This window comes from Vibrio sp. 10N.261.54.A5, from assembly GCF_041471145.1.
Classification (GTDB): domain Bacteria; phylum Pseudomonadota; class Gammaproteobacteria; order Enterobacterales; family Vibrionaceae; genus Vibrio; species Vibrio crassostreae_C.
This window is the reverse complement of sequence record NZ_JBFRNU010000010.1, coordinates 1-24,946: the sequence shown is the minus strand read 5'-3', so window position 1 is coordinate 24,946 and position 24,946 is coordinate 1. Positions and strand designations below refer to the sequence as shown.

22 protein-coding genes and 1 pseudogene are annotated in these 24,946 nt (G+C 46.3%); 15 read left to right on the top strand and 8 right to left on the bottom strand.

Translation table 11 applies throughout. The annotated features are described in order from the left end of the window. Nucleotides 1-10: 10 nt before the first annotated feature. A pseudogene (locus AB4329_RS03010) lies at nt 11-781 on the top strand (NADH:ubiquinone reductase (Na(+)-transporting) subunit B); the annotation flags it as partial. Nucleotides 782-873: 92 nt separating this feature from the next. Here the strand turns inward: AB4329_RS03010 and AB4329_RS03005 are convergent. From AB4329_RS03005 to AB4329_RS02990, 4 genes are all read right to left on the bottom strand, one after another. After that, on the bottom strand, nt 874-1,125 hold the full coding sequence (locus AB4329_RS03005; protein ID WP_017070091.1) for a DUF6482 family protein: 252 nt from the start codon (nt 1,123-1,125) through the stop codon (nt 874-876). A 146-nt stretch (nt 1,126-1,271) separates the two neighbouring features. After that, a complete protein-coding gene (locus AB4329_RS03000) occupies nt 1,272-2,990 on the bottom strand; it encodes a hypothetical protein (protein ID WP_372132677.1) in 1,719 nt (572 codons plus the stop codon). Between the two features lie 201 nt (nt 2,991-3,191). Then, entirely contained in the window at nt 3,192-4,547 is a 1,356-nt protein-coding gene (gene gorA / locus AB4329_RS02995) for a glutathione-disulfide reductase (RefSeq protein ID WP_372137648.1), read from the bottom strand. Between the two features lie 191 nt (nt 4,548-4,738). Beyond that, nucleotides 4,739-5,578, bottom strand: a complete 840-nt coding sequence (locus AB4329_RS02990) for a 23S rRNA (adenine(2030)-N(6))-methyltransferase RlmJ (protein ID WP_017060143.1) — start codon at nt 5,576-5,578, stop codon at nt 4,739-4,741. A gap of 279 nt (nt 5,579-5,857) precedes the next feature. Here AB4329_RS02990 and prlC point away from each other — a divergent pair, with 279 nt between their 5' ends. Further along, nucleotides 5,858-7,900: an oligopeptidase A gene (gene prlC / locus AB4329_RS02985; protein ID WP_372137647.1), complete on the top strand. Its 2,043-nt coding sequence runs from the start codon at nt 5,858-5,860 to the stop codon at nt 7,898-7,900. 91 nt (nt 7,901-7,991) lie between these two features. Here the strand turns inward: prlC and asnC are convergent, their stop codons facing one another. Continuing rightward, nucleotides 7,992-8,456 carry a transcriptional regulator AsnC gene (asnC, locus tag AB4329_RS02980; RefSeq protein ID WP_008218581.1) on the bottom strand — a complete coding sequence of 155 codons (465 nt, stop codon included), beginning with the start codon at nt 8,454-8,456 and terminating at the stop codon, nt 7,992-7,994. Nucleotides 8,457-8,582: 126 nt separating this feature from the next. On the opposite strand from asnC, the gene AB4329_RS02975 reads away from it, so the two are divergent. The 3 genes from AB4329_RS02975 to AB4329_RS02965 all read left to right on the top strand — a co-directional run bounded on the left by AB4329_RS02975 (nt 8,583) and on the right by AB4329_RS02965 (nt 13,329). Further along, a complete protein-coding gene (locus tag AB4329_RS02975) occupies nt 8,583-11,705 on the top strand; it encodes an EAL domain-containing protein (RefSeq protein ID WP_372137649.1) in 3,123 nt (1,040 codons plus the stop codon). 112 nt (nt 11,706-11,817) lie between these two features. Next, nucleotides 11,818-12,597 carry a class I SAM-dependent methyltransferase gene (locus AB4329_RS02970; protein WP_372137646.1) on the top strand — a complete coding sequence of 260 codons (780 nt, stop codon included), beginning with the start codon at nt 11,818-11,820 and terminating at the stop codon, nt 12,595-12,597. 141 nt (nt 12,598-12,738) lie between these two features. Then, nucleotides 12,739-13,329, top strand: a complete 591-nt coding sequence (locus AB4329_RS02965; protein ID WP_017060147.1) for a hypothetical protein — start codon at nt 12,739-12,741, stop codon at nt 13,327-13,329. 112 nt (nt 13,330-13,441) lie between these two features. On the opposite strand, the gene AB4329_RS02960 is transcribed toward AB4329_RS02965, so the two are convergent. Together AB4329_RS02960 and uspA are read right to left on the bottom strand one after the other, a co-directional pair. Beyond that, entirely contained in the window at nt 13,442-14,320 is an 879-nt protein-coding gene (locus AB4329_RS02960; RefSeq protein ID WP_017060148.1) for a carboxylate/amino acid/amine transporter, read from the bottom strand. 52 nt (nt 14,321-14,372) lie between these two features. Next, nucleotides 14,373-14,807, bottom strand: coding sequence for a universal stress protein UspA (gene uspA / locus AB4329_RS02955; protein ID WP_017060149.1), 435 nt, complete (start codon nt 14,805-14,807; stop codon nt 14,373-14,375). 189 nt (nt 14,808-14,996) lie between these two features. On the opposite strand from uspA, the gene ftnA reads away from it, so the two are divergent. From ftnA to AB4329_RS02940, 3 genes are all read left to right on the top strand, one after another. Continuing rightward, nucleotides 14,997-15,524, top strand: coding sequence for a non-heme ferritin (gene ftnA, locus AB4329_RS02950; protein WP_004735556.1), 528 nt, complete (start codon nt 14,997-14,999; stop codon nt 15,522-15,524). 68 nt (nt 15,525-15,592) lie between these two features. Continuing rightward, nucleotides 15,593-15,916: a universal stress protein UspB gene (gene uspB / locus AB4329_RS02945; RefSeq protein ID WP_004735557.1), complete on the top strand. Its 324-nt coding sequence runs from the start codon at nt 15,593-15,595 to the stop codon at nt 15,914-15,916. 250 nt (nt 15,917-16,166) lie between these two features. Continuing rightward, complete coding sequence (locus AB4329_RS02940; protein WP_372137645.1) at nt 16,167-17,360, top strand: NAD(P)/FAD-dependent oxidoreductase; 1,194 nt, start codon at nt 16,167-16,169, stop codon at nt 17,358-17,360. Nucleotides 17,361-17,496: 136 nt separating this feature from the next. Here AB4329_RS02940 and AB4329_RS02935 read toward each other — a convergent pair whose 3' ends face one another. Next, the gene (locus AB4329_RS02935) at nt 17,497-18,405 is read right to left on the bottom strand and encodes a DMT family transporter (protein WP_137002248.1); all 909 of its coding nucleotides are present in this window, start codon (nt 18,403-18,405) and stop codon (nt 17,497-17,499) included. A gap of 138 nt (nt 18,406-18,543) precedes the next feature. On the opposite strand from AB4329_RS02935, the gene rmuC reads away from it, so the two are divergent. The 7 genes from rmuC (at nt 18,544) to tatC (ending at nt 24,878) form a co-directional block, all read left to right on the top strand. Further along, nucleotides 18,544-20,076: a DNA recombination protein RmuC gene (rmuC, locus tag AB4329_RS02930; protein WP_372137644.1), complete on the top strand. Its 1,533-nt coding sequence runs from the start codon at nt 18,544-18,546 to the stop codon at nt 20,074-20,076. Between the two features lie 65 nt (nt 20,077-20,141). After that, complete coding sequence (ubiE, locus tag AB4329_RS02925; protein ID WP_026012235.1) at nt 20,142-20,921, top strand: bifunctional demethylmenaquinone methyltransferase/2-methoxy-6-polyprenyl-1,4-benzoquinol methylase UbiE; 780 nt, start codon at nt 20,142-20,144, stop codon at nt 20,919-20,921. Between the two features lie 97 nt (nt 20,922-21,018). After that, on the top strand, nt 21,019-21,624 hold the full coding sequence (locus AB4329_RS02920; protein ID WP_017063051.1) for an SCP2 domain-containing protein: 606 nt from the start codon (nt 21,019-21,021) through the stop codon (nt 21,622-21,624). Then, nucleotides 21,621-23,255, top strand: a complete 1,635-nt coding sequence (gene ubiB / locus AB4329_RS02915) for a ubiquinone biosynthesis regulatory protein kinase UbiB (RefSeq protein ID WP_017065813.1) — start codon at nt 21,621-21,623, stop codon at nt 23,253-23,255. Before AB4329_RS02920 ends, ubiB begins: the two co-directional genes overlap by 4 nt. A 53-nt stretch (nt 23,256-23,308) precedes the next feature. Further along, nucleotides 23,309-23,563 (top strand): Sec-independent protein translocase subunit TatA, encoded by a 255-nt coding sequence (tatA, locus tag AB4329_RS02910; RefSeq protein WP_017060154.1) that lies wholly within the window; start codon nt 23,309-23,311, stop codon nt 23,561-23,563. Nucleotides 23,564-23,566: 3 nt separating this feature from the next. After that, complete coding sequence (tatB, locus tag AB4329_RS02905; protein ID WP_017060155.1) at nt 23,567-23,974, top strand: Sec-independent protein translocase protein TatB; 408 nt, start codon at nt 23,567-23,569, stop codon at nt 23,972-23,974. A gap of 148 nt (nt 23,975-24,122) precedes the next feature. Next, nucleotides 24,123-24,878 carry a twin-arginine translocase subunit TatC gene (gene tatC, locus AB4329_RS02900; RefSeq protein WP_017060156.1) on the top strand — a complete coding sequence of 252 codons (756 nt, stop codon included), beginning with the start codon at nt 24,123-24,125 and terminating at the stop codon, nt 24,876-24,878. Nucleotides 24,879-24,946 lie beyond the last annotated feature (68 nt).

Genomic DNA, 24,946 nt, shown 5'->3' with positions numbered 1-24,946 from the left:
GCGATGAACCTTTTTTGTTAGCTCTGTGCTGTTTGCACTCATCCTCCCGCCAACCATCCCGCTTTGGCAAGCCGCTTTAGGTATCACCTTTGGTATCGTTGTCGCCAAAGAGCTGTTCGGTGGTACAGGACGAAACTTCTTGAACCCAGCCCTTGCAGGCCGCGCGTTTCTCTATTTCGCCTATCCAGCCAACATGTCGGGTGGGCTTGTGTGGGTTGCCGCTGACGGCTATTCAGGCGCGACACCACTGAGTCAATGGTATGAAGGCGGCAGCACGTCACTGATCAATAACATGACTGGCGAGGCGATCACTTGGATGGATGCCTTTATCGGTAATATTCCAGGTTCGATGGGTGAGGTGTCGTCACTGCTTATCATGCTGACGGGGTTGATTCTGATAGCGATGAAGATAGCTTCTTGGCGCATTGTCGCCGGTGTGATTATTGGTCTCGTTGTGACATCTAGCTTGATGAATTGGATAGGGTCAGAAACCAACACGATGTTTTCGATGCCGTTCTACTGGCACTTTGTGTTGGGTGGTGTAGCGTTTGGTACCTTCTTCATGGCAACAGACCCTGTATCTGCCGCGTTTACCAATCAGAGTAAGTGGGCTTACGGGATCTTGATTGGTGTTATGACGGTCGGTATCCGAGTGCTCAATCCTGCTTATCCAGAGGGCATTATGCTGGCTATCTTGTTCGCCAACCTGTTCGCTCCGCTGTTCGACTTTGTAGTGAAAGAGCAGAACATTAAACGAAGACTTAAACGGACATCGCGCTAATCTAGGTGATTAAAAGTGAAAGTGACTCCCATAAGAAAGGCTTGCATTGATGCAAGCCTTTCAATTTTTATCGCGATTGATTTGAGGTTGATTTAACTCCACTTCAAATCAATCTCGAAAGGCTGTGTGCTACCACAATGCTCACCGCACATCTCGTCGTAGGCGCTGTTATGAACCAACATTGCTGATGCTACGCCTTGGTCGCTAAAGTGATCGCGTGCTTGGTTAATACTCAAAAACTTCATAGGGTGCTGGTGGTCATCTTTGATTAATTGTTTTTGCTCGCCAATAACTTGGTAAGCCAAGTAAATCCCGCCTTCAAATGATTCGATCAGTAGATTCATTACAAACTCCGTTGTTGTTTTGGATCGCTAAGATTTTGTTTTTGTATCTACGGGGATGGGGGCTTGAAGGTTCATCTATACTAAAAATGAAAAAAACCAGAAGCGTGCTTCTGGTTTATCTAGAGGTAAACGAATCAATTTAGCGATTAGTTGATTTTCTGCATGATGCTAGAGCTGCCGTTGCTATTACCGAAGCTGTCCATCTTACGACGAATCAGTAGGCCCTCATCCCAATCAGTGCCTGCTGGTTGGTATTCCCATTTAATGAAGTACTCATCGTTTGCGTGGCACGCTGTACCTGCTACATAGTCATCAGCGTCACAGAAGCGCACGACCGTGTTCAACTCAGTCAAGGTTGCTTTCGACTCGCGGCCCGCTTGGTTGAACCACCAGTAGTCGATAGTCGCTAATTCAGCGTAAGTATAAACAGACTCGCCCAAATCTTCCGGTGATGAAGGAGCACCATTTTGGCTTTCACACTCTGCGCCAGATATTGTGATTGCTAAGTCTGAGAAGACCATTCTCATGACTGCACTTTGTCCATCGCCACAAATCGCGGTGGTGTCCCATGTACCTGTGAAGTCGACGTAGCGCTCGGCATCTTTTGAATCAACTTCATAATAGTAACCAACGCGCTCTGTTGCACGAGATGGGTCATTGTTAGGGTCATCGCCTAGTGTTTCTTTTTTAACGATCTCGGAATAAATACCAGTCACAGGGTCAAAAGAGCCAGAGGTTGTGCTGCGAATCCATTTTGGCGTGCCGTTCTTACCATCATCCCAAACATGGTTGGCGGTGTAATGGTTTAGGTCTGATGCCTTTTCAGCATCAAACGGCATCCAGTCGATGTCCGAGTTTGTAAATTCTTCATCTGCCGTTGAAGACTGTGCTAGATCTCGAAGTCTGTATGCAAAAGGGTTGTTGAGCACAAACTGACTATCCGGTGTAAGGGAGCCATTCTCTCTGTCCACTAGACCATCGTCGTTAGTATCACACCCTTGTTTTTCGGCGTTATCTTTATCAATCCATTGGTGCGCAGCGTTAGAAACACAGGTGAGGTACTGTTCTGCGAAGTTTTCCGACAATGAATAATCGTTCGATCCAGCCAGCATAGAGACGGAGTCAGCTGAGTTCACCTTGAATGTCATCTCGGTCATGCCACGAGTACGTTCAAACATTTCTGATTCCATAAGCTTATCAGCATGAACGTAGGTGAACTTTTCAGAGTTTTGAGTCACATCAATATAACGAACGATTTTACCTTCAGCCATAAAAGGATTAACGGTGTCTTCGCCGCGAGTCATTGAGCCAAACGCATTTTGCATATGATCAAGAGCATCTTCTTCCGAAGTGATGTTTGCAGAGTCTACGCCCATTTCGTCTAAGAAGTCGATCACGCTATCACGATCATCTAAGCTTAGATCTTCCATCTTAGCTAGAGTCGTTGCATCAGGCGATCGCAGCGCATCTGGAATGGTCAGCACATCATCGGACGAACTACCAAATTCGTTATCTAAAGATTGAAGTAAAATCGCTAGGTTAACGGCACGTGCATATTTGCCCGCAGCTTCAAATGGAGTCAATACATCACGGTTGGATGCTGCGCCCACTTTTAAGCCATTTTCACCACCAATAAAGAAGGTCACTGTGTCGTTAGTTTTAGCGGTAAATTCGCCTTCGCTATTTGTAATACCGTTTAAGCCAGAACTGGTGTTGTAGTAGATACCTTCAACAGCGGCATCGATAAATTTGTTGGTTGTTGTTGATGGTTCTGTCGGTGTTGTGACACCTGAATTAGAACTGTCGCTACCACAACCTGTTAAAGCCACTGCAATCGCCGCTGCGAGAATACTCACTTTTTTCATTACTCGTATATCCTTTCTGTAATAGAGCTATTTGTTATTTTTATGCGTGTAATTTTATAGCGCGCGATTGTAGCGTGATCTTTCTTCCAAGTTAAGTGTGTAAAATGTTGTTCGGTTAATAAACATTCAAACATACGGTAAAAAACACAAAAAGCCGACAGATGTCGGCTTTTTCATAATATTTCTTTGACTTACAAAGGTTTAACGCATGGTAACAAACTCTTCGCTGCCCGTTGGGTGAATCGCCACAACAGAGTCGAAATCTGCTTTGGTTGCGCCCATCTTCATTGCAACGCCGAAGCCTTGAATCATTTCATCAACCGTGAAGCCGATGCCGTGTAGGCCAACGACAGTCTCTTCTTCGCCAGCACATACTAGCTTCATCTTACAAGGTTGACGGTGCTTGGTTACTGCTGTGTACATCGCAGTGAAGCCAGATGTGTAAACCTTAATGTTGTCTTTGCCGTACTTCTCTTCAGCTTCTTGAGTCGTTAGACCAATCGTGCCGATAGGTGGGTGGCTGAATACAACAGTAGGAACTAGATTGTAGTCCATCTTAGCGTTGGTTTGACCGTTGAATAGACGCTCAGAAAGCTGACGACCTGCTTTAACAGCTACAGGAGTTAGCTCGATACCGCCTTCCATGATGTCACCAACACAGTAGATGCCAGGAACGTTAGTTGCTTGGAACTCGTCTACCTTGATGTAGCCACGATCGTTCGTCTCAACGCCAGTCGATGCTAGGTTGATAGCGTCAGTCGCTGGGTGGCGACCGATAGCCCAGATTAGGTGGTCAACGTTTTGAATGTTGCCGTTCTCTAGGTGTAAAGTCAGTGTGCCATCCGCTTCTTTCACAACTTCTTTAGGCACTGAGTGTGTGTGAAGTGTTGGACCTTCTGCTTCCATTACTTCTACTAGCGTTTCGATGATCATTGGATCGAAGCTACGTAGTGGAGATTCTTTACGGCAGAACAGGTGTGTTTCTGTGCCAAGCGCGCTTAGAACGCCAGCAATTTCAACCGCGATGTAACCTGCACCGATAACAGCAACGCGTTTTGGTTGCTCCATCAGGTCGAAGAAGCCATTTGAATCGATGCCGTATTCTGCACCTGGGATGTTTGGAATCGTTGGACGACCACCTACCGCGATCAGGATGTGATCTGCTGTGTAGTGTTCGCCGTTAACTTCAACAGTCTTCTCGTCAACGAACTTAGCAAAGCCTTTGATTACGTTTACTTTGTTGTTACCCAGTACGCGATCGTAAGATTGGTGGATACGACCAATGTACGCTTGGCGGTTTTCTACCAATTTGCTCCAATTGAAGCCTTTTACGTCAACGTCGAAGCCGTAATCTTCAGAGTATAGGTTGATCGCTTCAGCAACTTGAGCGCCGTGCCACATTACCTTTTTAGGAACACAACCAACGTTTACACAAGTACCACCAAGGTCTTGAGCTTCGATAAGTGCAACCTTTGCACCGTGCATTGCTGCGCGGTTTGCTGATGCGATGCCGCCTGAACCGCCGCCGATACAGATGTAATCAAAATGAGTCGCCATTACTTTCTCCATTTATTGAAGGCTGTGGGTACAGTGAGCGCACTGAACACCTACGTCCTATAGATTCTTAAATTGTATAATAATTATTATATTGAGGGCAGATCGGTTGAACTCAATCTCCCTGTTTAAAATTTATTCGTGTACGTCACAATCTGCTTAATATTTGTCAGAGCATGACGTTAAGTTCGAGATTACTCGGGTACGATCCACTCTACTTTGAAGTGACCGGTCGCCGGCGCAATTGCTTCCTTCAAGAATGGAAGAATCTCTTTCATTTGGCTTTCTAGCTTCCAAGGCGGGTTAATCACGATCATGCCTGATGCCGTCATGCCACGCTCGTTGGTGTCTGGTGATACGCCAAGTTCGATTTGTAGAATCTTGTTGATGCCTAAGCCTTCGAGACCTTCGATCATATCTTCGATATCACAGCGATTTACTACCGGGTACCAAATTGCGTAGATACCGGTTGCCCAGCGCTTGTGGCTTTGAGCGATTGCAGTCACGACATCACGGTACTCTTTTGCCAGCTCGTAAGGCGGGTCGATCAGTACTAAACCACGACGTTCTTTTGGTGGCAGGCTGCCCTTTAAGCGCTTAAAACCATCTTCTTTGTAGATAGATACCTGACGATCACGGTGGAACTCTTGCTCAAGCAGCGGGTGATCGGCTGGGTGAAGCTCAGTCAGTACCATGCGGTCTTGGTCACGCAGGTGTGCACGTGCAACACGTGGAGAACCCGGGTAGTAACGCAGTTTCTCGCCATTATTGAGAATGGAAATAGACTCAAGGTAGCTTTGAATGTCTTCAGGAAGGTCTGTTTGCTCCCACACACGAGCAATACCTTGCTTGTATTCACCGGTTTTTTCAGACCATTCATGCGTTAAGTCGTAACGACCTACACCAGAGTGAGTGTCATGATAAACAAAAGGCTTATCCTTTTGTTTCAAAGAATTAAGAATAAGGCTCTGTACGATATGCTTTACTACGTCGGCATGGTTACCTGCGTGGAAGCTGTGGCGATAACTTAACAAATTAAACTCTCGTAACACTCTCGAATTAGAGTGTGGTTAGTGTAGGTGGGGTTAATCAGACTATTATAACCCTCAATGGACCATAAATTCTCGAACAATTCAGGGACAGTCGTCAGCTATCTGCAGTTAGTTATTGGTTCTACTATTGAAATTTGCCTTTATGGGCACTATTTAATAACTATTCGCAGGTGATTTTTTAGGGCGAACTTTAGCCTGATGACTGTAAGACGACCTCATTACAAAAAAGACGAAAGTCTCTAAAGCCAAAGGAATGTTTATATGTCTAATCCGCTATTAACCTTCACGGACTTACCTCCGTTTTCACAGATCAAGCCAGAGCACGTAAAGCCTGCAGTTGAGCAAGTGATTGAAGCGTGTCGCAACAAGATAGAACAAGTACTTGAAGGTAATACTTCACCAAGCTGGGACAACCTAGTTGCTCCAATTGAAGAAGTGGATGATCGTTTAAGTCGCATTTGGTCACCTGTAAGCCATATGAACTCTGTCGTGAACAGTGACGAACTGCGTGAAGCGTATGAGAGCTGCTTACCTGTGCTATCTGAATACGGCACTTGGGTTGGCCAACACAAAGGCTTGTTCGAAGCGTATAAAGCGATCAAGGCGAGTGAAGCATTCTCTGCACTGAGTCGAGCTCAACAAAAAACTATTACCGACGCACTGCGCGACTTTGAATTGTCGGGCATTGGCTTACCTGCAGATGAACAGCATCGTTACGGCGAGATCAGCAAGCGCCAGTCTGAGTTAGGCTCTCAATTCTCAAATAACGTGCTTGATGCAACCATGGGTTGGAGCAAGCAGATCACAGACGTAGCTGAGCTGGCAGGTATGCCTGAATCAGCACTGGCGGCAGCTCAAGCGGCGGCTGAGTCTAAAGAGCAAGAAGGCTACCTACTGACTTTAGATATCCCATCATACCTACCTGTGATGACCTACTGTGATAACCAAGAACTGCGTAAAGAGCTTTATGAAGCGTACGTAACGCGCGCTTCAGATCGCGGTCCAAACGCAGGTAAGTGGGACAACACTGAGATCATCACCGAGCAACTTAAGCTGCGCCACGAGATCGCGCGCATGCTTGGTTTCAGTACTTACAGCGAAAAATCACTGTCGACTAAGATGGCAGAAACGCCAGACCAAGTGCTTGGCTTCCTAAACGACCTAGCAGTAAAAGCCAAACCGCAAGGTGAGCGAGAAGTTGAAGAGCTACGCCAGTTTGCTGAGAAAGAATTTGGTGTCTCTGAGCTAAACCTGTGGGACATCGCTTACTACAGTGAGAAACAAAAACAGAAACTGTTCGAGATCTCTGATGAAGAGCTTCGTCCTTACTTCCCAGAATCTAATGTGGTTTCAGGTCTGTTTGAGGTACTGAACCGCGTGTTTGGTATGTCGGTAACAGAGCGTCAAGGCGTAGACACTTGGCATGAGTCAGTGCGTTTCTTTGATATCTTTGATGCGACTGGAACACTGCGTGGTAGCTTCTACCTAGATCTATACGCACGTGAACACAAACGTGGTGGCGCTTGGATGGATGACTGTCGTGGTCGTCGCATTACCGAATCTGGCGAGCTACAGACCCCGGTTGCTTACCTAACGTGTAACTTCAATAAGCCAGTTGGTGATAAGCCAGCACTGTTTACTCACGATGAAGTGGTGACCTTGTTCCACGAATTCGGTCACGGTATCCACCACATGCTGACGCAAGTAGAAGCGGGCGCAGTTGCGGGTATCAATGGCGTGCCTTGGGATGCGGTTGAATTACCAAGTCAGTTCCTAGAAAACTGGTGTTGGGAAGAAGAAGCGCTGTCGTTCATCTCTGGTCACTTCGAAACGGGTGAAGCGCTACCAAAAGAGATGCTAGAGAAGATGCTAGCGGCGAAGAACTTCCAATCTGCGATGTTTATCCTGCGTCAGCTAGAGCTTGGTTTGTTCGATTTCACGCTACACACAGAATACGACCCTGAAGTGGGTGCTCGCGTACTAGAAACGCTAGCGGATGTTAAGTCTAAGGTGTCGGTACTGCCAAGCCTAGATTGGAACCGTTTCTCACACAGCTTTGGTCATATCTTTGCTGGTGGTTACAGCGCGGGCTACTACAGCTACCTGTGGGCAGAAGTGCTATCGGCAGATGCGTTCTCAGCATTTGAAGAAGAGGGTATCTTCAACACTGAAACGGGTAATCGCTTCCTGAACAACATCCTTGAAATGGGTGGCAGTGAAGAGCCAATGGAGCTGTTCAAACGCTTCCGTGGTCGTGAGCCACAAATCGACGCAATGCTGCGCCACGCGGGAATCAACGCATAATCACGGTAACTATCTAGTTTATTGCGAAAAGAGCCTCTAGTTAGAGGCTCTTTTTTTGTCTGTGCGTTATGCCAAGCAAGGCGAATCAATGTTATGGATTCACATTGCGGTTGATAGGGTTCTGCAATGAAATCAGTGTCTCTGTCGACTGAACTTCATCGATCGCTTGCAGCTTATCGATCAATACAAACTGCAGCTCTTCTATCGACTTACACATCAGCTTTACAAAGATATTGTAAGCACCAGTGGTGTAGTACGCCTCAACCACTTCGTCTAAGGCATTCAGCTTAGCGATCGCCGAGTGGTAATCTTTGGCAGCATTAAGGTTGATGCCAATAAAGCAACACACGTCGTAACCCAGTTTTTTGGTGTTTACCACAACTTCCGTTCGCTCGATAATGTCTGCCGATCTCATCTTTTCGATGCGAACGTGAATCGTCGCAGGGCTGACATCGAACTGCTTTGCCATTTCAGCGTAAGGAGTTCGTGCATCTTCCATCAAGGTTTTGAGAATGGCACGGTCTAGATCATCTAGACGAGCTGTGGTTGTGGACATGCATAATCCTTAGGTTGAATGAAAAACATACCGGCTTGAGTACACATCATAGCCAAGGGTGATAATATTAGCAGTAACTATAGGGTTAGGGTGAATTCAGTGCGATTTTCGTTATTTTTTATTGTGATGTGTTGGAGTGTTTTTGCTTCAGCTCAGGCAAAAGATGTGTTGGTTATTCACTCTTATCATCAAGGCTTTTTCTGGACAGATGATTTCCATAAAGGACTATCTGATGAGCTCGATCGCGATGGGTTATCTTACCGGGTTGTTTATCTCGATACCAAGCGAACTCAAAACGCTGAATACTTAGAGCGAATTTATCAGCTATACCGCACTAAGCTGTCGCATGAAGAGTTTGCCGCTGTAGTCGTCAGTGATAATAACGCCCTCAATCTGATGAAACGCTTAGCGCCCGAACTCAATGGCACGCCCGTTATTTTTGGTGGCATCAACAATTTTTCTCCGCAAATGATTGAAGGCTTGCACGCAACCGGTATCACTGAAGATATTGATATGGCGAGCAATATTGAGCTGATCAATCGACTTCAATCGACGGTTAAAAAAGTTTACGTGGTTACCGATCACTCGGTAACGGGTGAAGCTATTCGCGCTCAAGTGGATTTATTTCTACAAAAACGCCCTGAGTTTTCTGGGATGGTGGAGCAATATACGCCTGATTCTTATCAAGAACTGATGACGTTCGCGCAACGCGCTGATCTAACTAAAAGCTTGTTGTTCTGGGCCTACTACCGCGACATCAATGGTCGGGTCAGCAGCAAAGAAGACTGGCGTCAGCTCAACAAAAAAACTCAGATGCCATTGTATATTGTGCATGATTTAGGACTTGGGTTTGGTGCGATTGGTGGCGTGATCCACAGTGGAGAAACGCAAGGTCGAGACACGGGGCGCGTGCTGTTGAGCGTGCTGAACAATCCTAAGGCTCCATTGCCATTGGTGGTTGCTGGCGCGCCAGAAATCAAACTCGATTACCAACAGATCTCACGTTGGGATTTGGGTGCAGAGAATGAAGCCTCAGTAACCTTCCTCAATAAGCCGAAGTCATTCTTAATGCGCTATCGCGATGAAATTCGCACCATCGGTTTAATGTTCTTGAGCATGTCGTGTGTTATCGCGGTGTTGGTGTATTACCTTAACCGTCTGAAGAAGAGCGAACGTGCAAGTCGCCAAAGCCAACGACTGTTGGAGTCGATATTTGATCAGAGCCTGCAATTTATGGGCATCATTGATAAGGGTGGCGTGCTGCTGTCGAGTAACAGCAAGTTACATGAGCTGCTTTATAATCAAGGCTATAAACTGGGAACGCCGCTGCAACAACACCAACATTGGGAAAGTTCTGCGCGAGAAGTGCTAGCCGAATATTTCATCGCAAAAAGTGAGCACCCAGCCTTACGATTTGAAGCCGAGGTGTGGTGTCGAGATCGCGGTGCGATGGTGTTGGATATTTCATTGAAGCCGATGCCGGGCAGTGAAGACGAAGACATTCAGTTTCTCTTTGAGGCGCGCGACGTGACCTCACGTAAGCTTGCTGAGAATAAGCTGTTCCAACGTGAAGCAAACTTGAAGCTGTATTACGACAAACAGCCGGTGATGATGATTACGCTCGATGGCAATAATCGCATTCAACAAGTGAACCAGTTTGCCGAAGAGCTTTTGGGATACCCTCTCGATCAGTTGTTGGGCCATCGCCCTAGAGAATTCTATGTTGATGAGAACGCGATGATTCCTCGTCATATCTTGCTGCAACCTCAGCATAAGATTCGTGGTGTGTGGCGTCGTGATATCGAATATCGCCATGCCGACGGCAGCAAGAGCTGGATTCGTGAAAATATCCGCCCGTTGGTGGAGTCTGATCAGCTGTTGATTGTGGGTGAAGACATCACCGAAACGCACGAGCTTTCTGAAAAACTAGAGTATCAGGCTCGCTATGACCTACTGACTGACACCTTTAACCGCAACCACTTTGAGCAAGAGCTGCAAAAGGCGCTGAAAGAGGTTGAGAGCCACATGCGAACTCACGCAATGTTGTTCCTAGATTTGGATCAGCTGAAAGTGCTGAACGATACCGCAGGACATGAAGCGGGTGATACTGCGATCTTGTTTAGCGCCAAACTGCTAGAAGACGTACTGCCTTACAATGCGGTGTTAGCGCGAATGGGTGGTGATGAGTTTGCTGTGCTGATGAAAGACTGTACTGAACGAGATGCGGTGAATGTGTGTCGCAGTATTATCTCGATGATGAGTGAGAATCCATTCTTGTGGGATGATATTCGACTCAACCTGACGTGCTCTATCGGTATTCGATTGATCGACCATACAGCAGCTTCACCACAGATGGTGCACGCTCAGGCGGATGCAGCTTGTCATGCCGCTAAAGAAGAAGGTCGCAATCGCTATCATCTTTACCATCAAGATGATGAAGACCTGCGTCGTCGCCATCTTGAGATGGAGTGCGTTAACCTAGTGCATGAGGCCTTGGCTAACGATCGCTTAGAGTTGTTTGCGCAGCGAATTCTTGGCCTAGATGAAGACAGCGATAAAATGCACTTTGAAATCTTGGTCCGCATCAAGAACATCCAAGGGGAATACATCTCCCCGGGGATCTTCATGCCAGCCTCAGAGCGTTATAACATCGCGCATTTGATTGACCGCCAAGTCGTCAGTCAAACCTTGGGTTGGTTGGAGCAACGCCCTGAGGTTATTGAGGAACTGGGGATGTGTTCAATCAATCTTTCCGGTCACTCGATGGGTAACCGTGAGTTTGTCGAATTTTTGATAGATAGCCTGAGCGATTCATCGATACCGTGTCATAAGATTTGTTTAGAGATCACCGAAACAGCGGCCATGAGTAACATGAAGCAGGCGATCAAGTTCTTCACTCGAATCAAAGAGCTTGGCTGCATGATTGCATTGGATGATTTTGGCTCAGGGCTATCGTCATTTGGCTATCTGAAAAAGCTGCCTGTCGATATTGTGAAGATCGATGGCTTGTTTGTACGTGATATTGATGTGAATGAGATGGACCATGTAATGGTTCGCTCGATCAATGATCTTGCCAAGCAGATGGGTAAGCACACCGTGGCTGAGTTCGTTGAAAATACCCAGATTATCGACAAGCTTATCGAACTGGGTGTGAACTACGCGCAGGGCTACATCATAGGGCGACCTAAGCCACTCGCAGAGCTTGTTGAAGAGTTAAGACAAGAGCGAGAGACAGAGCCATTGGTTTAGGTAAGCCGACTTTAGCTGGGAATACTTTTCACCGCTAATATGTATTGTTGAGGCAATCAGGTAAACTGGTTGCCTCTTTTGTTTTGAATACTACTGTCTGTTGGAGACGACCTTGCAACTACAACTGATTTGCGAAGATGCTACCCAAATCGATCATTTGAATGACTTAGCGACCCGCTGGAACTTATCTCATGATGAAAGCAGTGATTTTACTTTGGTACTGACTAGTGAGCGACTTGAGCTACGTAAAGTCGATGAGCCTAAGCTTGGCGCTATCTTTGTTGATTTAGTGGGAGGCGCTGTTGGTCACCGACGTAAGTTTGGCGGTGGTAAAGGTCAGGCGATTGCCAAAGCAGCTGGTTTAAACAAAGGCGCAACGCCAACTATTCTTGATGGTACTGCAGGCTTAGGGCGCGATGCGTTTGTGTTGGCTTCTCTAGGTTGTAAGGTGCAAATGGTCGAGCGTCACCCCGTTGTGGCCGCACTGCTTGATGATGGCTTGCAGCGAGCGCAACAAGACCCAGACATCGGTGGTTGGGTAAGTGAGCGTATGAAGCTGATTCACGCATCCAGTCACGATGCGTTGGATAAGCTCAGCAACGATCCTGACTTCGAACAGCCAGACGTGGTGTACCTCGACCCAATGTACCCACACCCAGAGAACAAAAAGAAATCGGCTTTGGTTAAAAAAGAGATGCGCGTATTCCAATCTTTGGTGGGTGCCGATCTGGATGCTGATGGTCTATTTGAGCCGGCGATGAAATTGGCATCGAAGCGAGTTGTGGTTAAAAGACCGGATTACGCTGCTTGGTTAGACGAACAAAAACCGAGCATGGCGATTGAAACCAAAAAGAACCGTTTTGACGTCTATGTGAAAGCATCAATGACTTAGTGGAAGCATCAATAACTTAGATACACGCTAAGAAAATTTCCCGTCATAAATACGATAAATTGCCATTTAACACTTGCGATAGTCGCGTTACGGATGTATATCTAACTAAGAATCATTATTATTCTTAGCTGGAGTTGAAGCATGGCTAAACGCTTTTGTAAGTTAAACCGTCGAGATATTACCGAACACTTGGGCGAGATCCACAGCTTAGTGACTGAACCTAAGTTCGTGTGTCGTTCTTGCGCGCGTTCTTCGGCGGATCAAGCGAATCTATGCAAACCCACCGCAATTCCACCTCTTGGTTGTCAAAACAAACCCGTTGAAGAGAAAGTCGCATGCGGCCTGCTAGCGGAAACATTACCTGCACCAGAACTGTCGCTTGCGGAAATCAACGAGGCAATTGAACCGAGCGTACAAATGTTCGATCCAGCCGCCGCTGATATGGCCCCTGAGCTTGCCAAAAAAGAAGCCGCACAGAAAAAAGCCAAGCTGAAAAAACTGATGGCGAAGGCGAGCGGTGATGAGAAAGCTGAACTCAAACAAGCGAAGAAAGCGGCTAAGAAACAAGAGAAGTACAATAAGAAACTGGCGAAGATGATTAAGAAGCAGCAAAAGCTGTTTAAGAAAAGTCAGAAGCTGGAAAGTGAATTGGAACGAATCAACCTACAACTTGATGATGTTGCCTTCACTGAAACCAAGACTCAGGTAGTGAGCCACAATCAAATCCACTGAAGTTGATTTGAATGGTTTATTGCTACAGCGATGATTTAAAAAGAGCGACCTTAGGTCGCTCTTTTGCTTTTTGGGGTTATCCGAGCTGACTCATGTAGCTCGTTCAAATCAGCTAAGCGTTGCTTGCGGATCTTGCTACGCGCTTCTTCACCCACGTCTCATTGACGAATAAAGAGAATAAGATAACGGCGCCACCAATAGACAAGCGAACCAAATCGACATCTCTGTTCCAAATCAGGATATTCACCACCAGACCAGCAGGAACCAAGGCATTGTTCATCACTGCCAGCGCGCCAGCATTCACCATGCACGCGCCTTTATTCCACATAAAGTAACCCAGCCCCGACGCAATCAAGCCAAGGTAGATCAGGATTCCCCATTGAAGTGTGGTGGTGGGCAGTTTCTCTGGGTTGCCTAGTAGCATGAAAGCCACTGACGCGACACATAGCGCCCCTAAGTAGAAGTAACCAAATACGGTTCGCTGAGGCAACTCGGTCGATTCCTTCTCCATCACCACCTTGTAGCCCACCTGACCAATAGCAAAGCACAGGTTCGCGCCTTGCACGACGAGGAAGCCGACTAAAAAGTTTTCGTTAATACCTGCGAACTTAATGAATACCGCGCCCAATACCGCAATTGCCGCTGTCACTAGGTACCACGGAGAGAATTGCCCTTTGAGAAAGTCATAAATAAGCGTGACGTAAATTGGGGTAAAGACAGTAAACAAAAGGACTTCAGGAACGGATAGCAGTAAGAAAGACTGATAGTAGAAGCAGTACATCAGGCCAAGCTGGATACCACCAATTGCCATCAATTTAGCGATCAGCTTACGCGATACGCCGCGAAACTTTAGGAAAGGAAGAAATACGACGCCAGCAAGGGCAACACGCATTAAAACAGAGAACCAAGAATCAACCTGACCCGCAAGGTAAACGCCGATCAGGCTAAAGGAGAAGGCCCATAGGAGGGTAACACCAGCTAAATAGCTCATAGTAAAACTTTGTTAATAAGATATGAGCTGTATGTTACCTAACCTTAAATCATTAGTCTTCTGAATCTCTTAGAGGCACGACCAGCATATCAACCGGAGAGGCGTTGATCAGTTGGCGTGTTGAAGAGAGCAGCTTGCTCCAAAAGTCTTGATGGTGACCGCAAACCACGAGATCAACATTGAACTCGTTGATGGTGTCACACAGCTCATGACTCAAATCACCACTGCCTACTAGGGTATGGGTGATCGGGTATTGGGCGTGCTCCGCAAAATTTTGCAGCTGAATACGAGACGCTTCCATCGCGTTGTGCTGGGTTTCGGCCATGTTGATATCAATCAGGCCGGTATACAGCTCTGCGTAGTTAATATCGATATGGATAAAAGAGACTTTGGCTTCCAATGGCTTAGCCAATGCTACCGCTTTATCCACAATTAATTTGCTGTCTTCTGATAAATCGACCGCGACCAAAATATGTTTGTAACTCATATCGCTACCTCCTTTATTCATTGTCTGATTTAAGATTAGCACTATGCGATGGTTTTTTTTGCTGAAGTGATCTCATATCCACTGTCTTGCGTAATGACAGCTCGAAATATTGGTTAACTAATGGCCTGCGAGATATTCATTAAATAGTGATATAGTAGAGAAAATTGAGGATGTAATTAGGAGTCTTAAATGCTGTCAAAAACTATGGTTGAGCAACTGAATGATCAAATTAACCTAGAATTTTTCTCATCCAATCTATACTTACAAATGAGTGCTTGGTGTGAAGACAAAGGATTTGAAGGTGCAGCAGAGTTTCTGCGTGTTCATGCAGTAGAAGAAATGGAACATATGCAGCGTCTTTTCACTTACGTAAGTGAAACAGGTGCAATGCCAATTCTAGGTGCGATTGAAGCGCCAAAACATGAATTTGATAGCCTTGGTGCTGTGTTCCGTGAAACTTATGAACATGAGCAAATGATTACTCAAAAGATCAACAAACTGGCTCACGTTGCTTTCAGCACACAAGATTACTCAACCTTTAACTTCCTGCAATGGTACGTTGCAGAGCAACACGAAGAAGAGAAGTTGTTTAAAGGTGTATTGGATAAGCTAGAGCTTGTTGGTGAAGACGGTAAAGCACTGTTCTTTATTGATAAAGACCTAGCGCAATTGGCAAAAGATGGTTCATCTTCAATTATGGAAGCTCCTGCCGTTTAGGTAGTACGGGAAAGACACTGATTATCTTTTTCTTTTGAGTTTTCTTATGAAGATGTAGGGAGGAAAGGATGATCAGCGGCGACACTATTCTATTTGCACTAATGGTTGTGACTTGCGTGAACTGGGCGCGATATTTTACTGCGCTAAGAACACTCATTTATATAATGCGAGAAGCACATCCTCTACTTTATCAACAAGTAGACGGAGGTGGATTCTTCACAACTCATGGCAATATGACCAAGCAGGTTCGCTTGTTTAGTTACATCAAAAGCAAAGAGTACCACCATCATCACGACGAAGTGTTTATGTCGAAGTGTGATCGCGTAAGACAGTTGTTTATACTTTCTTCCGCTCTGCTGGGTGTAACCTTGCTGTCTTCTTTCATCGTCTAAGTTATTTAGTACGTGTGAAGTAGAGTTTAGGTTTTGGTGTAAAGCTTCGGTTGTTGGTTCGCTAAGCCAAGTAGTGGTTTTGCTGCTGTCTGCAAATTGTACAATTGAACATCAATTGCAAAGTTTAAAATTGCCGCTAGAATAGCGAGCAATTAGTAAGGATGTGCTGTTTATGCACATCCTTTTTTATTGATGGCATTTCGAGAACAGGGTGTACTCGGGCTGCAAAAGTGAAGAAAAGCAGAACCACATGAGTGAAAAATTTGATGTAATCGTAATTGGTGCGGGCGCCGCAGGCTTAATGTGTGCTGCGGAAGCTGGTAAACGTGGCCGACGAGTGCTGGTGGTTGATCATGCAAAGAAACCAGGCAGAAAAATTTTAATCTCAGGTGGCGGTCGTTGTAACTTCACTAACTATGATGTTTCAGCCAACAACTTCCTGTGTAACAACCCTCACTTCGTGAAGTCAGCTTTATCTCAATACACCAACTGGGATTTTATCTCGATGGTGAGCAAGTACGGTATTGAGTTCGAAGAGCGTGATCACGGCCAGTTGTTCTGTGTGAATGACCACATAGCAAAAGATATCGTGAGCATGCTGCTTGACGAGTGTAAGCAGGCGAAAGTCGAACAACGCTACCGTTGTGATGTTCACTCCATCGAAAGAACAGACGCTGGCTTCAAGATGCACCTCAATACCGACGAAGTTGAGTGTGACTCACTGGTTGTGGCGACAGGTGGTTTGTCGATGCCTAAGCTGGGCGCAACGCCATTTGGCTATAAGATTGCCGAGCAATTTGGTTTGTCTGTGATACCAACTACCGCAGGCTTAGTGCCATTCACTCTACATAAAGAAGATAAAGAAGCTTTCGCAGAGCTTTCTGGTATCGCAATTCCTGCCGAGATCACCGCGCAAGACGGAACCTTGTTCAAAGAAGCGTTGCTGTTTACCCACCGCGGCCTATCGGGTCCTTCGGTACTGCAAATCTCTTCTTTCTGGAAGGCGGGTCAGTCGGTTTCGATTAATCTAGTACCAGAAGTCGATGTAGCTGAACTGCTGGCTAACTCTCGCGAGAAGCACCCAAATCAGAGCCTGAAAAACACCTTGGCGAAAGCACTGCCGAAGCGTTTTGTTGAAGTGTTGATTGACCGCAAAGAGCTGGAAGACAAGCCGCTCAAGCAGTTCAATGAAAAACAGCTGAATGACATTGTAGAGCATTTAGAGAACTGGAAAATCGCGCCAAACGGCACCGAAGGTTACCGTACTGCCGAAGTAACTCTAGGTGGCGTGGACACCAATCACCTATCTTCAAAAACCATGGAATGTAAGAGCGTGTCTGGCCTCTATTTCATTGGTGAAGTGATGGACGTAACCGGTTGGTTAGGCGGCTATAATTTCCAATGGTGTTGGAGTTCTGGCTTTGCAGCAGGTCAGTGGGTTTAAGCTTTGAGCCTATCCATTAGATTTTAAATTACATAAAAATGGCGAGTCATAGGACTCGCCATTTTTGTATTCAAAGCTTGTTATCGTTGATAATTCGGGAAGTCGCGTAGTGCGATAATCCTAATCTTTCTGGGCATTAACTTTCAGGGCTGAGGTTGTTTTTCTTCTTTCCCCATTTGATCTGCTGGATAACAAGGCCGGCAATGATAAGTACCAAGCCAAACAGGGTCGCTGGGTGAATATCTTCACCAATGATGGTCGAAAGTAGCATCAACGAGATAAACGGTGACGCAAAAATCAGATTGCTGATACGCGCTGTGTTGTTGGTCAGCTTCAGTGCTGATAGCCATAAGACAAAGGTAATGCCCATCTCAAACAGGCCTACGTAAGTCACCGCCATCCAACCCTTCGTCGTAATTTGGCTAAAGCTCTCACCTTCGTAAAGGGTTAAACCGATCGCGAATGGTAATGCTACTAAGAAACCAAGCAATACGCCAACCACTGGGTCAGCCTTGTTTTTGGTGTTGAGAATCCAATATCCTGCCCAAAGTAGAGTAGAAAGCAGCGCCAGTGCCACACCGAGTGGGCTATCGAACTGCATGCCTAACACATCGCCTTTGGTCGCAATAACTACCACACCCGCATAGCTGAAGGTACAAGCAATCCAATCTTGCTTGCGAATCTTTTGCCCCAGAAAAACCGCCGCCATTAAGGTTAGCGTGATAGCCCAGCTGTAGTTGATGGCTTGAGCTTGAGAAGCGGGCAGCAGGTCGTAGGCTTTGAATAGAATCAGGTAATAGGCCAATGGGTTAACCAAGCCGAGCAGCAGGTAATACCAAGGGTTTGAAAGGAACGTTGTACTCAGCTGAGAAAGCTTGCCTTGAAAAGCGCAGACTGCGATCAGTGCAATCGACGACACAATGCTAGCGATAGTCAGCATTTGAATAGGTGAAAACTCAGCAAGGGTCAGCTTAAAAGCAGTAGCGACCGTTGACCACAGCAGTACTGCGGAAAGGCCAAAGCCCAAGGCACGACGTTCGTTCATGGCAACTCATTCTAATTTGATGGGACAGAATACGGAGCGCCTAGTCTATCTGTCGAATTTTAATACGGCAAACTGGACATTTATCCAGTATCAAAATACCATTTAATGAGTTATTTCCAATTAGGCTAAATCATTATCATGCAATGGATTATCGAACATCAGGCAACGCTTATTGCTGCAATTTCTGGCGCGCTCGTCAGCGGCGGTGTCGTGGGTTGGTGGATTAAACAGAAGCTCTCTTTTCAGCAGCGATTGCTCGAGCAGCAGCTAGAGTCCGATCGTTTGTTGCATGAATCTCAGCAAGCTCAGCTCAAATCATCACTCGTAGAGGCGCAACAAGAGCTCGATGAGTTAGATGATGACCGAGACAAAGCGGCATTCGAGCTCAAGCAGGCGCACGGTAAGGTGATGGCTGCAATGGAAAAACTGCGCTACTTTGAGGCGGTAAAGCAAGAGCGCCAGCAGTACGCTGATGAGATCAATGTGCTTAAAGATCATAAGTCTGAATTAGAAGCCGAGCTGCGCGAGCAAGAAGCAAGGCATGACCAAGAAAACCTCGCCAATAGCGAAAAGCTGCAGTTGCTAGAGCAAGCTGAATCACGACTTAAGCAGCAGTTTGAATTGTTAGCGAACCAACTGTTTGAAACCAAAACCGCCAAGGTCGATCAGCAGAATAAGCAGAGCCTAGAAGGTTTGTTGTCTCCACTAAGAGAGCAGTTGGAAGGCTTTAAGAAACAAGTGAACGACAGCTTCAGCCAAGAAGCCAAAGAGCGTCATACTTTGGTGCATGAGCTTAAAAACCTGCAGCGTCTTAATGAGAGTATGACGCGTGAAGCGGTGAACCTGACTCAAGCGCTAAAGGGTGACAACAAACAACAAGGTAACTGGGGCGAGGTGGTGCTGGCTCGCGTGCTTGCTGAATCAGGACTGCGCGAAGGCCACGAATACCAAACGCAAGTGAACCTGCAAAACGATGCGGGCAAGCGTTATCAACCGGATGTGATTGTGCATCTGCCACAAGATAAGCAAGTGGTGGTCGATTCCAAAATGGCGTTGGTGGCATTTGAACGCTACTTCAATGCCGAAACCGATCAGCAACGCGATGCTGCATTGCGCGATCACTTGGTGTCACTGCGAGCGCACATCAAAGGCTTGAGCCAGAAAGATTATCATCAGCTCAAAGGCATACAGAGTCTGGATTACGTGTTGATGTTTATCCCGGTTGAGCCAGCATTCCAAGTCGCTATTCAAGCCGACCCTAGCTTGGTGAAAGACGCGATGGAGCAAAATATCATCTTGGTCAGCCCAACGACCTTGCTGGTGGCACTGCGTACCATTGATAACCTGTGGCGTAATGAAAGACAGAACCAGAACGCACAGGTTATCGCAGAACGTGCGAGCAAGCTTTACGACAAGCTGCGCCTGTTTGTTGATGATATGGAAGGCCTTGGCAGCTCACTTGATAGAGCAAACCAAAGTTATCAAGGGGCGATGAATAAGCTAGTCACAGGGCGAGGCAACGTGATTCGTCAGGCCGAAAGCTTCAAGCAATTGGGTGTTGAAGTGAAGAAACCGATCTCGATTGGTTTGGCTGAAATGGCGCAAAATGAGGCTTTTTCAGAAAATGCCTCCTTAGTAGAAAGACAACCTGCTGAGGATAAAGTAAACTAATCGGCCGCAGCGCCTCTAAACACAAAGAGCGCTGTCGATGAGAACTTACCATGGTAGATAACAGCATTATGGACACAAGCGTGCAGACAAATTCAGCAGTAGAGTCAGAAACCACACACTTTGGTTTCGAAACAGTCGCAAAAGACGAAAAAGTCGCGAAAGTAGCAGAGGTATTTCACTCTGTAGCCGCTAAATACGACATCATGAATGACTTAATGTCGGGTGGTGTTCACCGCTTGTGGAAGCGATTCACAATTGATTGCAGTGGCGTTCGCCCTGGTCAACGTATCCTAGATCTTGGTGGTGGTACTGGCGACCTGACTGCGAAATTCTCGCGTATCGTTGGTGAAAAAGGCCATGTGGTTCTTGCTGATATCAACAACTCAATGCTGAATGTTGGCCGCGATAAGCTGCGTGACAGCGGTATTGTTGGCAACGTACATTACGTTCAAGCCAATGCTGAAGAGCTGCCTTTCCCAGATAACTACTTCGATTGCATTACCATCAGCTTCTGTCTGCGTAATGTTACCGATAAAGACCAAGCGCTGCGTTCAATGTACCGTGTGCTGAAGCCGGGCGGTCGTCTGTTGGTTCTTGAGTTTTCTAAGCCAGTACTTGAGCCTCTATCAAAGGTTTACGATGCCTACTCTTTCCACCTGTTGCCAAAAATGGGTGAGCTGATTGCCAACGACGCAGACAGCTATCGTTACCTTGCAGAATCAATCCGCATGCACCCTAACCAAGAAACCTTGGAAGGCATGATGCAAGAAGCGGGTTTTGAAAATACGAAATACTTCAACCTAACGGGCGGCATTGTTGCGCTGCACCGTGGTTACAAGTTCTAGTCGAACTTGGTAGCAGGCTCGTAGGGCGTGCTAAAAATAAGAATAAAGACAGAACGGATAGGTTAAGGCTTATCCGTTTTCAAAGGTAAGGACAGTCATGCCATTTGATCCATTGGTAACCGCGGTTATTGAAACCTCTTTAAATACTTTTGTGAACGATGATCCAGCCTTGGTTCGTCGTTTGTCTCGTTTAAAGGGGCAGATCATTCAAGTTAATTTGAAAGAGTTGAATAAAACACTCACTTTCGTTTTCAGCCAACAGATCGATGTGTTGTCGGAATACGAAGGGCAGCCTGATTGCTACCTATCTTTGAACCTATCGGTACTGCCTGAACTGCGTGAGCAATCGAACATCACCAAGCTGATCAAGCAAGATAAGTTGATCTTAGAGGGTGATATTCAACTGGCTCAGAAATTTGCTCAACTGATGACAGACTGCAAGCCTGATTTGGAAGAGTGGTTATCGCGTGTGACGGGTGATGTGGTTGCGCATACCTTGGTGCAAGGCGTTAAAAACGTCGGTGGCTTTGTAGCAAAACAGGCGACTAAGCATCAAAACCATGTTGCTCAAGTTCTGACTGAAGAGTGGAAGATCGCACCAGCACCGTTAGAAGTCGCGCATTTTTGCGACCAAGTTGATGACGTAAAAAGCTCTGCTGCTCGTCTTGAAGCTAAGTTGAACGCTCTGTTGGAGAAAGCATGACCCCAGCAGAACTGAAACGTCTTTATCATATTATCAAGGTACAGTTGGAATATGGCCTTGATGAATTGATGCCGGAACACCAATTGACTAAAGCTCCTTTGTTGGCGCGAAAGTCACTGTTTTGGCTTAAGAACAAGCATCAAGATAAAGAGTTGGGTCATCGCTTGCGCCTTGCGCTGCAAGAACTTGGTCCAGTGTGGATCAAGTTTGGACAGATGATGTCGACACGTCGTGATCTGTTCCCTCCTCATATCGCCGATCAGTTGGCGTTGTTGCAAGACCAAGTTGCGCCGTTTGATGGTCAACTGGCGAAGCAAGATATGGAAAAGGCGTTGGGTGGCAGTTTAGACAACTGGTTTACCGACTTTGATATCGAGCCACTGGCTTCTGCTTCTATCGCTCAGGTGCATACCGCAAAGCTTAAAGAGAGCGGTCGTGAGATTGTTCTGAAGGTCATTCGACCTGATATTCGCCCGGTGATTGACGCAGATCTAAAACTGATGCACCGAATGGCGCGTATAGTCGCTAAGTCGCTTCCTGAAGCACGTCGTTTGAAACCGGTTGAAGTGGTTCACGAGTACGAGAAAACGTTACTTGATGAACTCGACCTGCGCCGTGAGGCGGCCAATGCCATTCAACTGCGACGTAATTTTGAAGGCAGTGAAGAGCTGTATGTTCCAGAGGTTATCCCTGATCTAAGCAGCGAAACCCTGATGGTGTCAGAGCGAATCTATGGTATTCAAGTCTCCGATATTGAGACGCTAGAAGCCAACGGCACCAACATGAAATTGCTCGCGGAACGCGGTGTGACGGTATTCTTCACCCAAGTATTCCGAGATAGCTTTTTCCATGCAGACATGCACCCGGGCAACGTATTTGTTAACCCAGAGAATCCAGATAACCCTCAGTGGATTGGTTTGGATTGTGGCATTGTTGGTACGCTCAATAGCGAAGATAAGCGCTATTTAGCAGAGAACTTGTTGGCTTTCTTCAATCGAGATTACCGTAAAGTTGCTGAGCTACACGTTGATTCGGGGTGGGTGCCACACGACACTAACGTCAATGATTTTGAGTTCGCGATCCGTATGGTGTGTGAGCCAATCTTTGCAAAACCACTTGGCGAGATCTCATTTGGCCATGTGTTGCTAAACTTATTTAATACAGCAAGACGTTTCAACATGGAGGTTCAACCTCAGTTGGTGCTTCTGCAAAAGACCTTGTTGTATGTCGAAGGCCTAGGCCGTCAGCTGTATCCGCAACTTGATTTGTGGGCAACGGCGAAGCCTTTCCTTGAAACCTGGATGATGAATCAGGTGGGGCCGCAAGCTGTGATCAACGCAGTAAAAGAGCGTGCGCCATTCTGGGCAGAAAAACTGCCAGAGCTGCCAGAGCTACTTTATGACAGCTTGCGCCAAGGTAAAGCGATGAACCACAGAATGGATCAGCTTTATCAAGGTTACCGAGATAGTAAGCGTCAGCAAGCAACTGGAAAGTTTTTGTTTGGCGTTGGAGCCACTTTAGTCGTATGCTCCGCAATATTAGTTTCAAGCCCTTATGAGCAGCTATCTATGGGCTGTGGCATCGCAGGTGTCACATTTTGGTTGCTTAGTTGGCGAGCTTACCGTCGTTAGACAGTAGACTCTCTTAATATTTTTATGTGTAGACAGACCCGAGGACAATGACAATGGGTGGTATCAGTATTTGGCAACTTCTAATCATTGCTGTAATTGTAATTTTGCTATTCGGAACAAAGAAACTGCGCGGTATGGGTGGTGACTTAGGTTCAGCGGTTAAAGGCTTCAAAAAAGCGATGAGCGATGAAGACAAGCCTGCAGATAAGAAAGATGCAGACTTCGAACCAAAGAATATTGAACAGCAGAAGACAGAAGCTCACGCTGAAACAACTGCTGAAACAAAGAAAGACAAAGAGCAGGCGTAAATCGTGTTTGATATCGGTTTTTGGGAACTGGTATTAATATCTGTCGTTGGGTTAGTGGTTTTAGGGCCTGAGCGTTTGCCCGTGGCGATTCGCAGTATTTCCAAGTTTGTTGGACAAGCGAAAAGCATGGCAAACAGTGTGAAAGATGAACTTTCTCATGAGCTTAAGGTGCAAGAGCTGCAAGAAAACCTACGCAAGGCGGAAAAAATGGGTATGGAAGATTTATCTCCAGACCTTAAAGCGTCAGTCGATGAACTCAAGCAGGCCGCTGCTGAGGTTCAACGTCCGTATGCTAAGCCTGAGTCTGATAAGCCAAGTGAGACTAAACCTAGTGTCATGGAAACTGTGGAATCTGAAACCATTCAGGTCAACAGCGAAGCTTCAGCACCGTCAGATAAGAAAGCCGAATAGTCTCGCAAGGAGGAGTCGCCGGATACTTGATTCGCTAGATGTTTAAATAGATATCTATTCAAGTAAATAACTATTCAAGTGGATACCAATTCAACTGGATAGATACACGCGCGGCTCCTTTTCGATCTTCCTGTTTAAGAGGTTTGACATGTCTTCGACTGAGCAGACACAGCCTTTAATTAGCCACCTTCTAGAACTACGTAATCGCCTACTACGTGCGATTGTCGCGGTGCTAGTGATATTTGTCGGGCTAATTTATTTTGCTAATGATATTTATGAATTCGTATCAGCACCTTTGGTAGATCGTCTACCGGAAGGGGCGACGATGATCGCAACCGATGTTGCCTCGCCATTTTTCACACCGCTGAAATTAACCTTGATCGCGTCTATATTCCTCGCGGTTCCGTTTATTTTGTATCAGGTGTGGGCTTTTGTTGCTCCGGGTTTATACAAGCATGAAAAACGCTTGATCATGCCGCTATTGGCTTCAAGTTCATTGCTGTTTTACTGTGGTGTGGCGTTCGCTTACTTTATTGTATTCCCGTTGGTATTTGGCTTTTTTACGGCCATATCATTAGGGGGAGTAGAGTTCGCAACCGACATCTCAAGCTATCTTGATTTTGTACTCGCGCTGTTCTTTGCTTTTGGTATTGCCTTTGAAGTGCCTGTTGCGATTATCTTGTTGTGTTGGACGGGGGCAACAACGCCTCAATCTCTGTCTGAAAAGCGTCCTTACATTGTGGTGGGTGCTTTCATCATCGGTATGATGCTGACACCACCAGATATGATCTCGCAAACACTGTTGGCGATTCCAATGTGTATTCTGTTTGAGATTGGTCTGTTTTTCGCACGCTTTTATACGCGTAAGCCAGATGCGGATGAAGAGGAAGAAGCTGAATCTTGATTCGGAATGCTTCAGTAAAAATCACATAATAAAAAAGCGGCCTAGGGCCGCTTTTTTATGGTTCATCG

Coding starts and splice junctions, on each gene's coding strand:
- AB4329_RS03005 (WP_017070091.1), bottom strand. CDS start 1,125: ATGAATCTACTGATCGAATCATTTGAAGGCGGGATTTACTTGGCTTAC.
- AB4329_RS03000 (WP_372132677.1), bottom strand. CDS start 2,990: ATGAAAAAAGTGAGTATTCTCGCAGCGGCGATTGCAGTGGCTTTAACA.
- gorA (WP_372137648.1), bottom strand. CDS start 4,547: ATGGCGACTCATTTTGATTACATCTGTATCGGCGGCGGTTCAGGCGGC.
- prlC (WP_372137647.1), top strand. CDS start 5,858: ATGTCTAATCCGCTATTAACCTTCACGGACTTACCTCCGTTTTCACAG.
- asnC (WP_008218581.1), bottom strand. CDS start 8,456: ATGTCCACAACCACAGCTCGTCTAGATGATCTAGACCGTGCCATTCTC.
- AB4329_RS02975 (WP_372137649.1), top strand. CDS start 8,583: ATGTGTTGGAGTGTTTTTGCTTCAGCTCAGGCAAAAGATGTGTTGGTT.
- AB4329_RS02965 (WP_017060147.1), top strand. CDS start 12,739: ATGGCTAAACGCTTTTGTAAGTTAAACCGTCGAGATATTACCGAACAC.
- AB4329_RS02960 (WP_017060148.1), bottom strand. CDS start 14,320: ATGAGCTATTTAGCTGGTGTTACCCTCCTATGGGCCTTCTCCTTTAGC.
- uspA (WP_017060149.1), bottom strand. CDS start 14,807: ATGAGTTACAAACATATTTTGGTCGCGGTCGATTTATCAGAAGACAGC.
- ftnA (WP_004735556.1), top strand. CDS start 14,997: ATGCTGTCAAAAACTATGGTTGAGCAACTGAATGATCAAATTAACCTA.
- uspB (WP_004735557.1), top strand. CDS start 15,593: ATGATCAGCGGCGACACTATTCTATTTGCACTAATGGTTGTGACTTGC.
- AB4329_RS02940 (WP_372137645.1), top strand. CDS start 16,167: ATGAGTGAAAAATTTGATGTAATCGTAATTGGTGCGGGCGCCGCAGGC.
- AB4329_RS02935 (WP_137002248.1), bottom strand. CDS start 18,405: ATGAACGAACGTCGTGCCTTGGGCTTTGGCCTTTCCGCAGTACTGCTG.
- rmuC (WP_372137644.1), top strand. CDS start 18,544: ATGCAATGGATTATCGAACATCAGGCAACGCTTATTGCTGCAATTTCT.
- AB4329_RS02920 (WP_017063051.1), top strand. CDS start 21,019: ATGCCATTTGATCCATTGGTAACCGCGGTTATTGAAACCTCTTTAAAT.
- ubiB (WP_017065813.1), top strand. CDS start 21,621: ATGACCCCAGCAGAACTGAAACGTCTTTATCATATTATCAAGGTACAG.
- tatA (WP_017060154.1), top strand. CDS start 23,309: ATGGGTGGTATCAGTATTTGGCAACTTCTAATCATTGCTGTAATTGTA.
- tatC (WP_017060156.1), top strand. CDS start 24,123: ATGTCTTCGACTGAGCAGACACAGCCTTTAATTAGCCACCTTCTAGAA.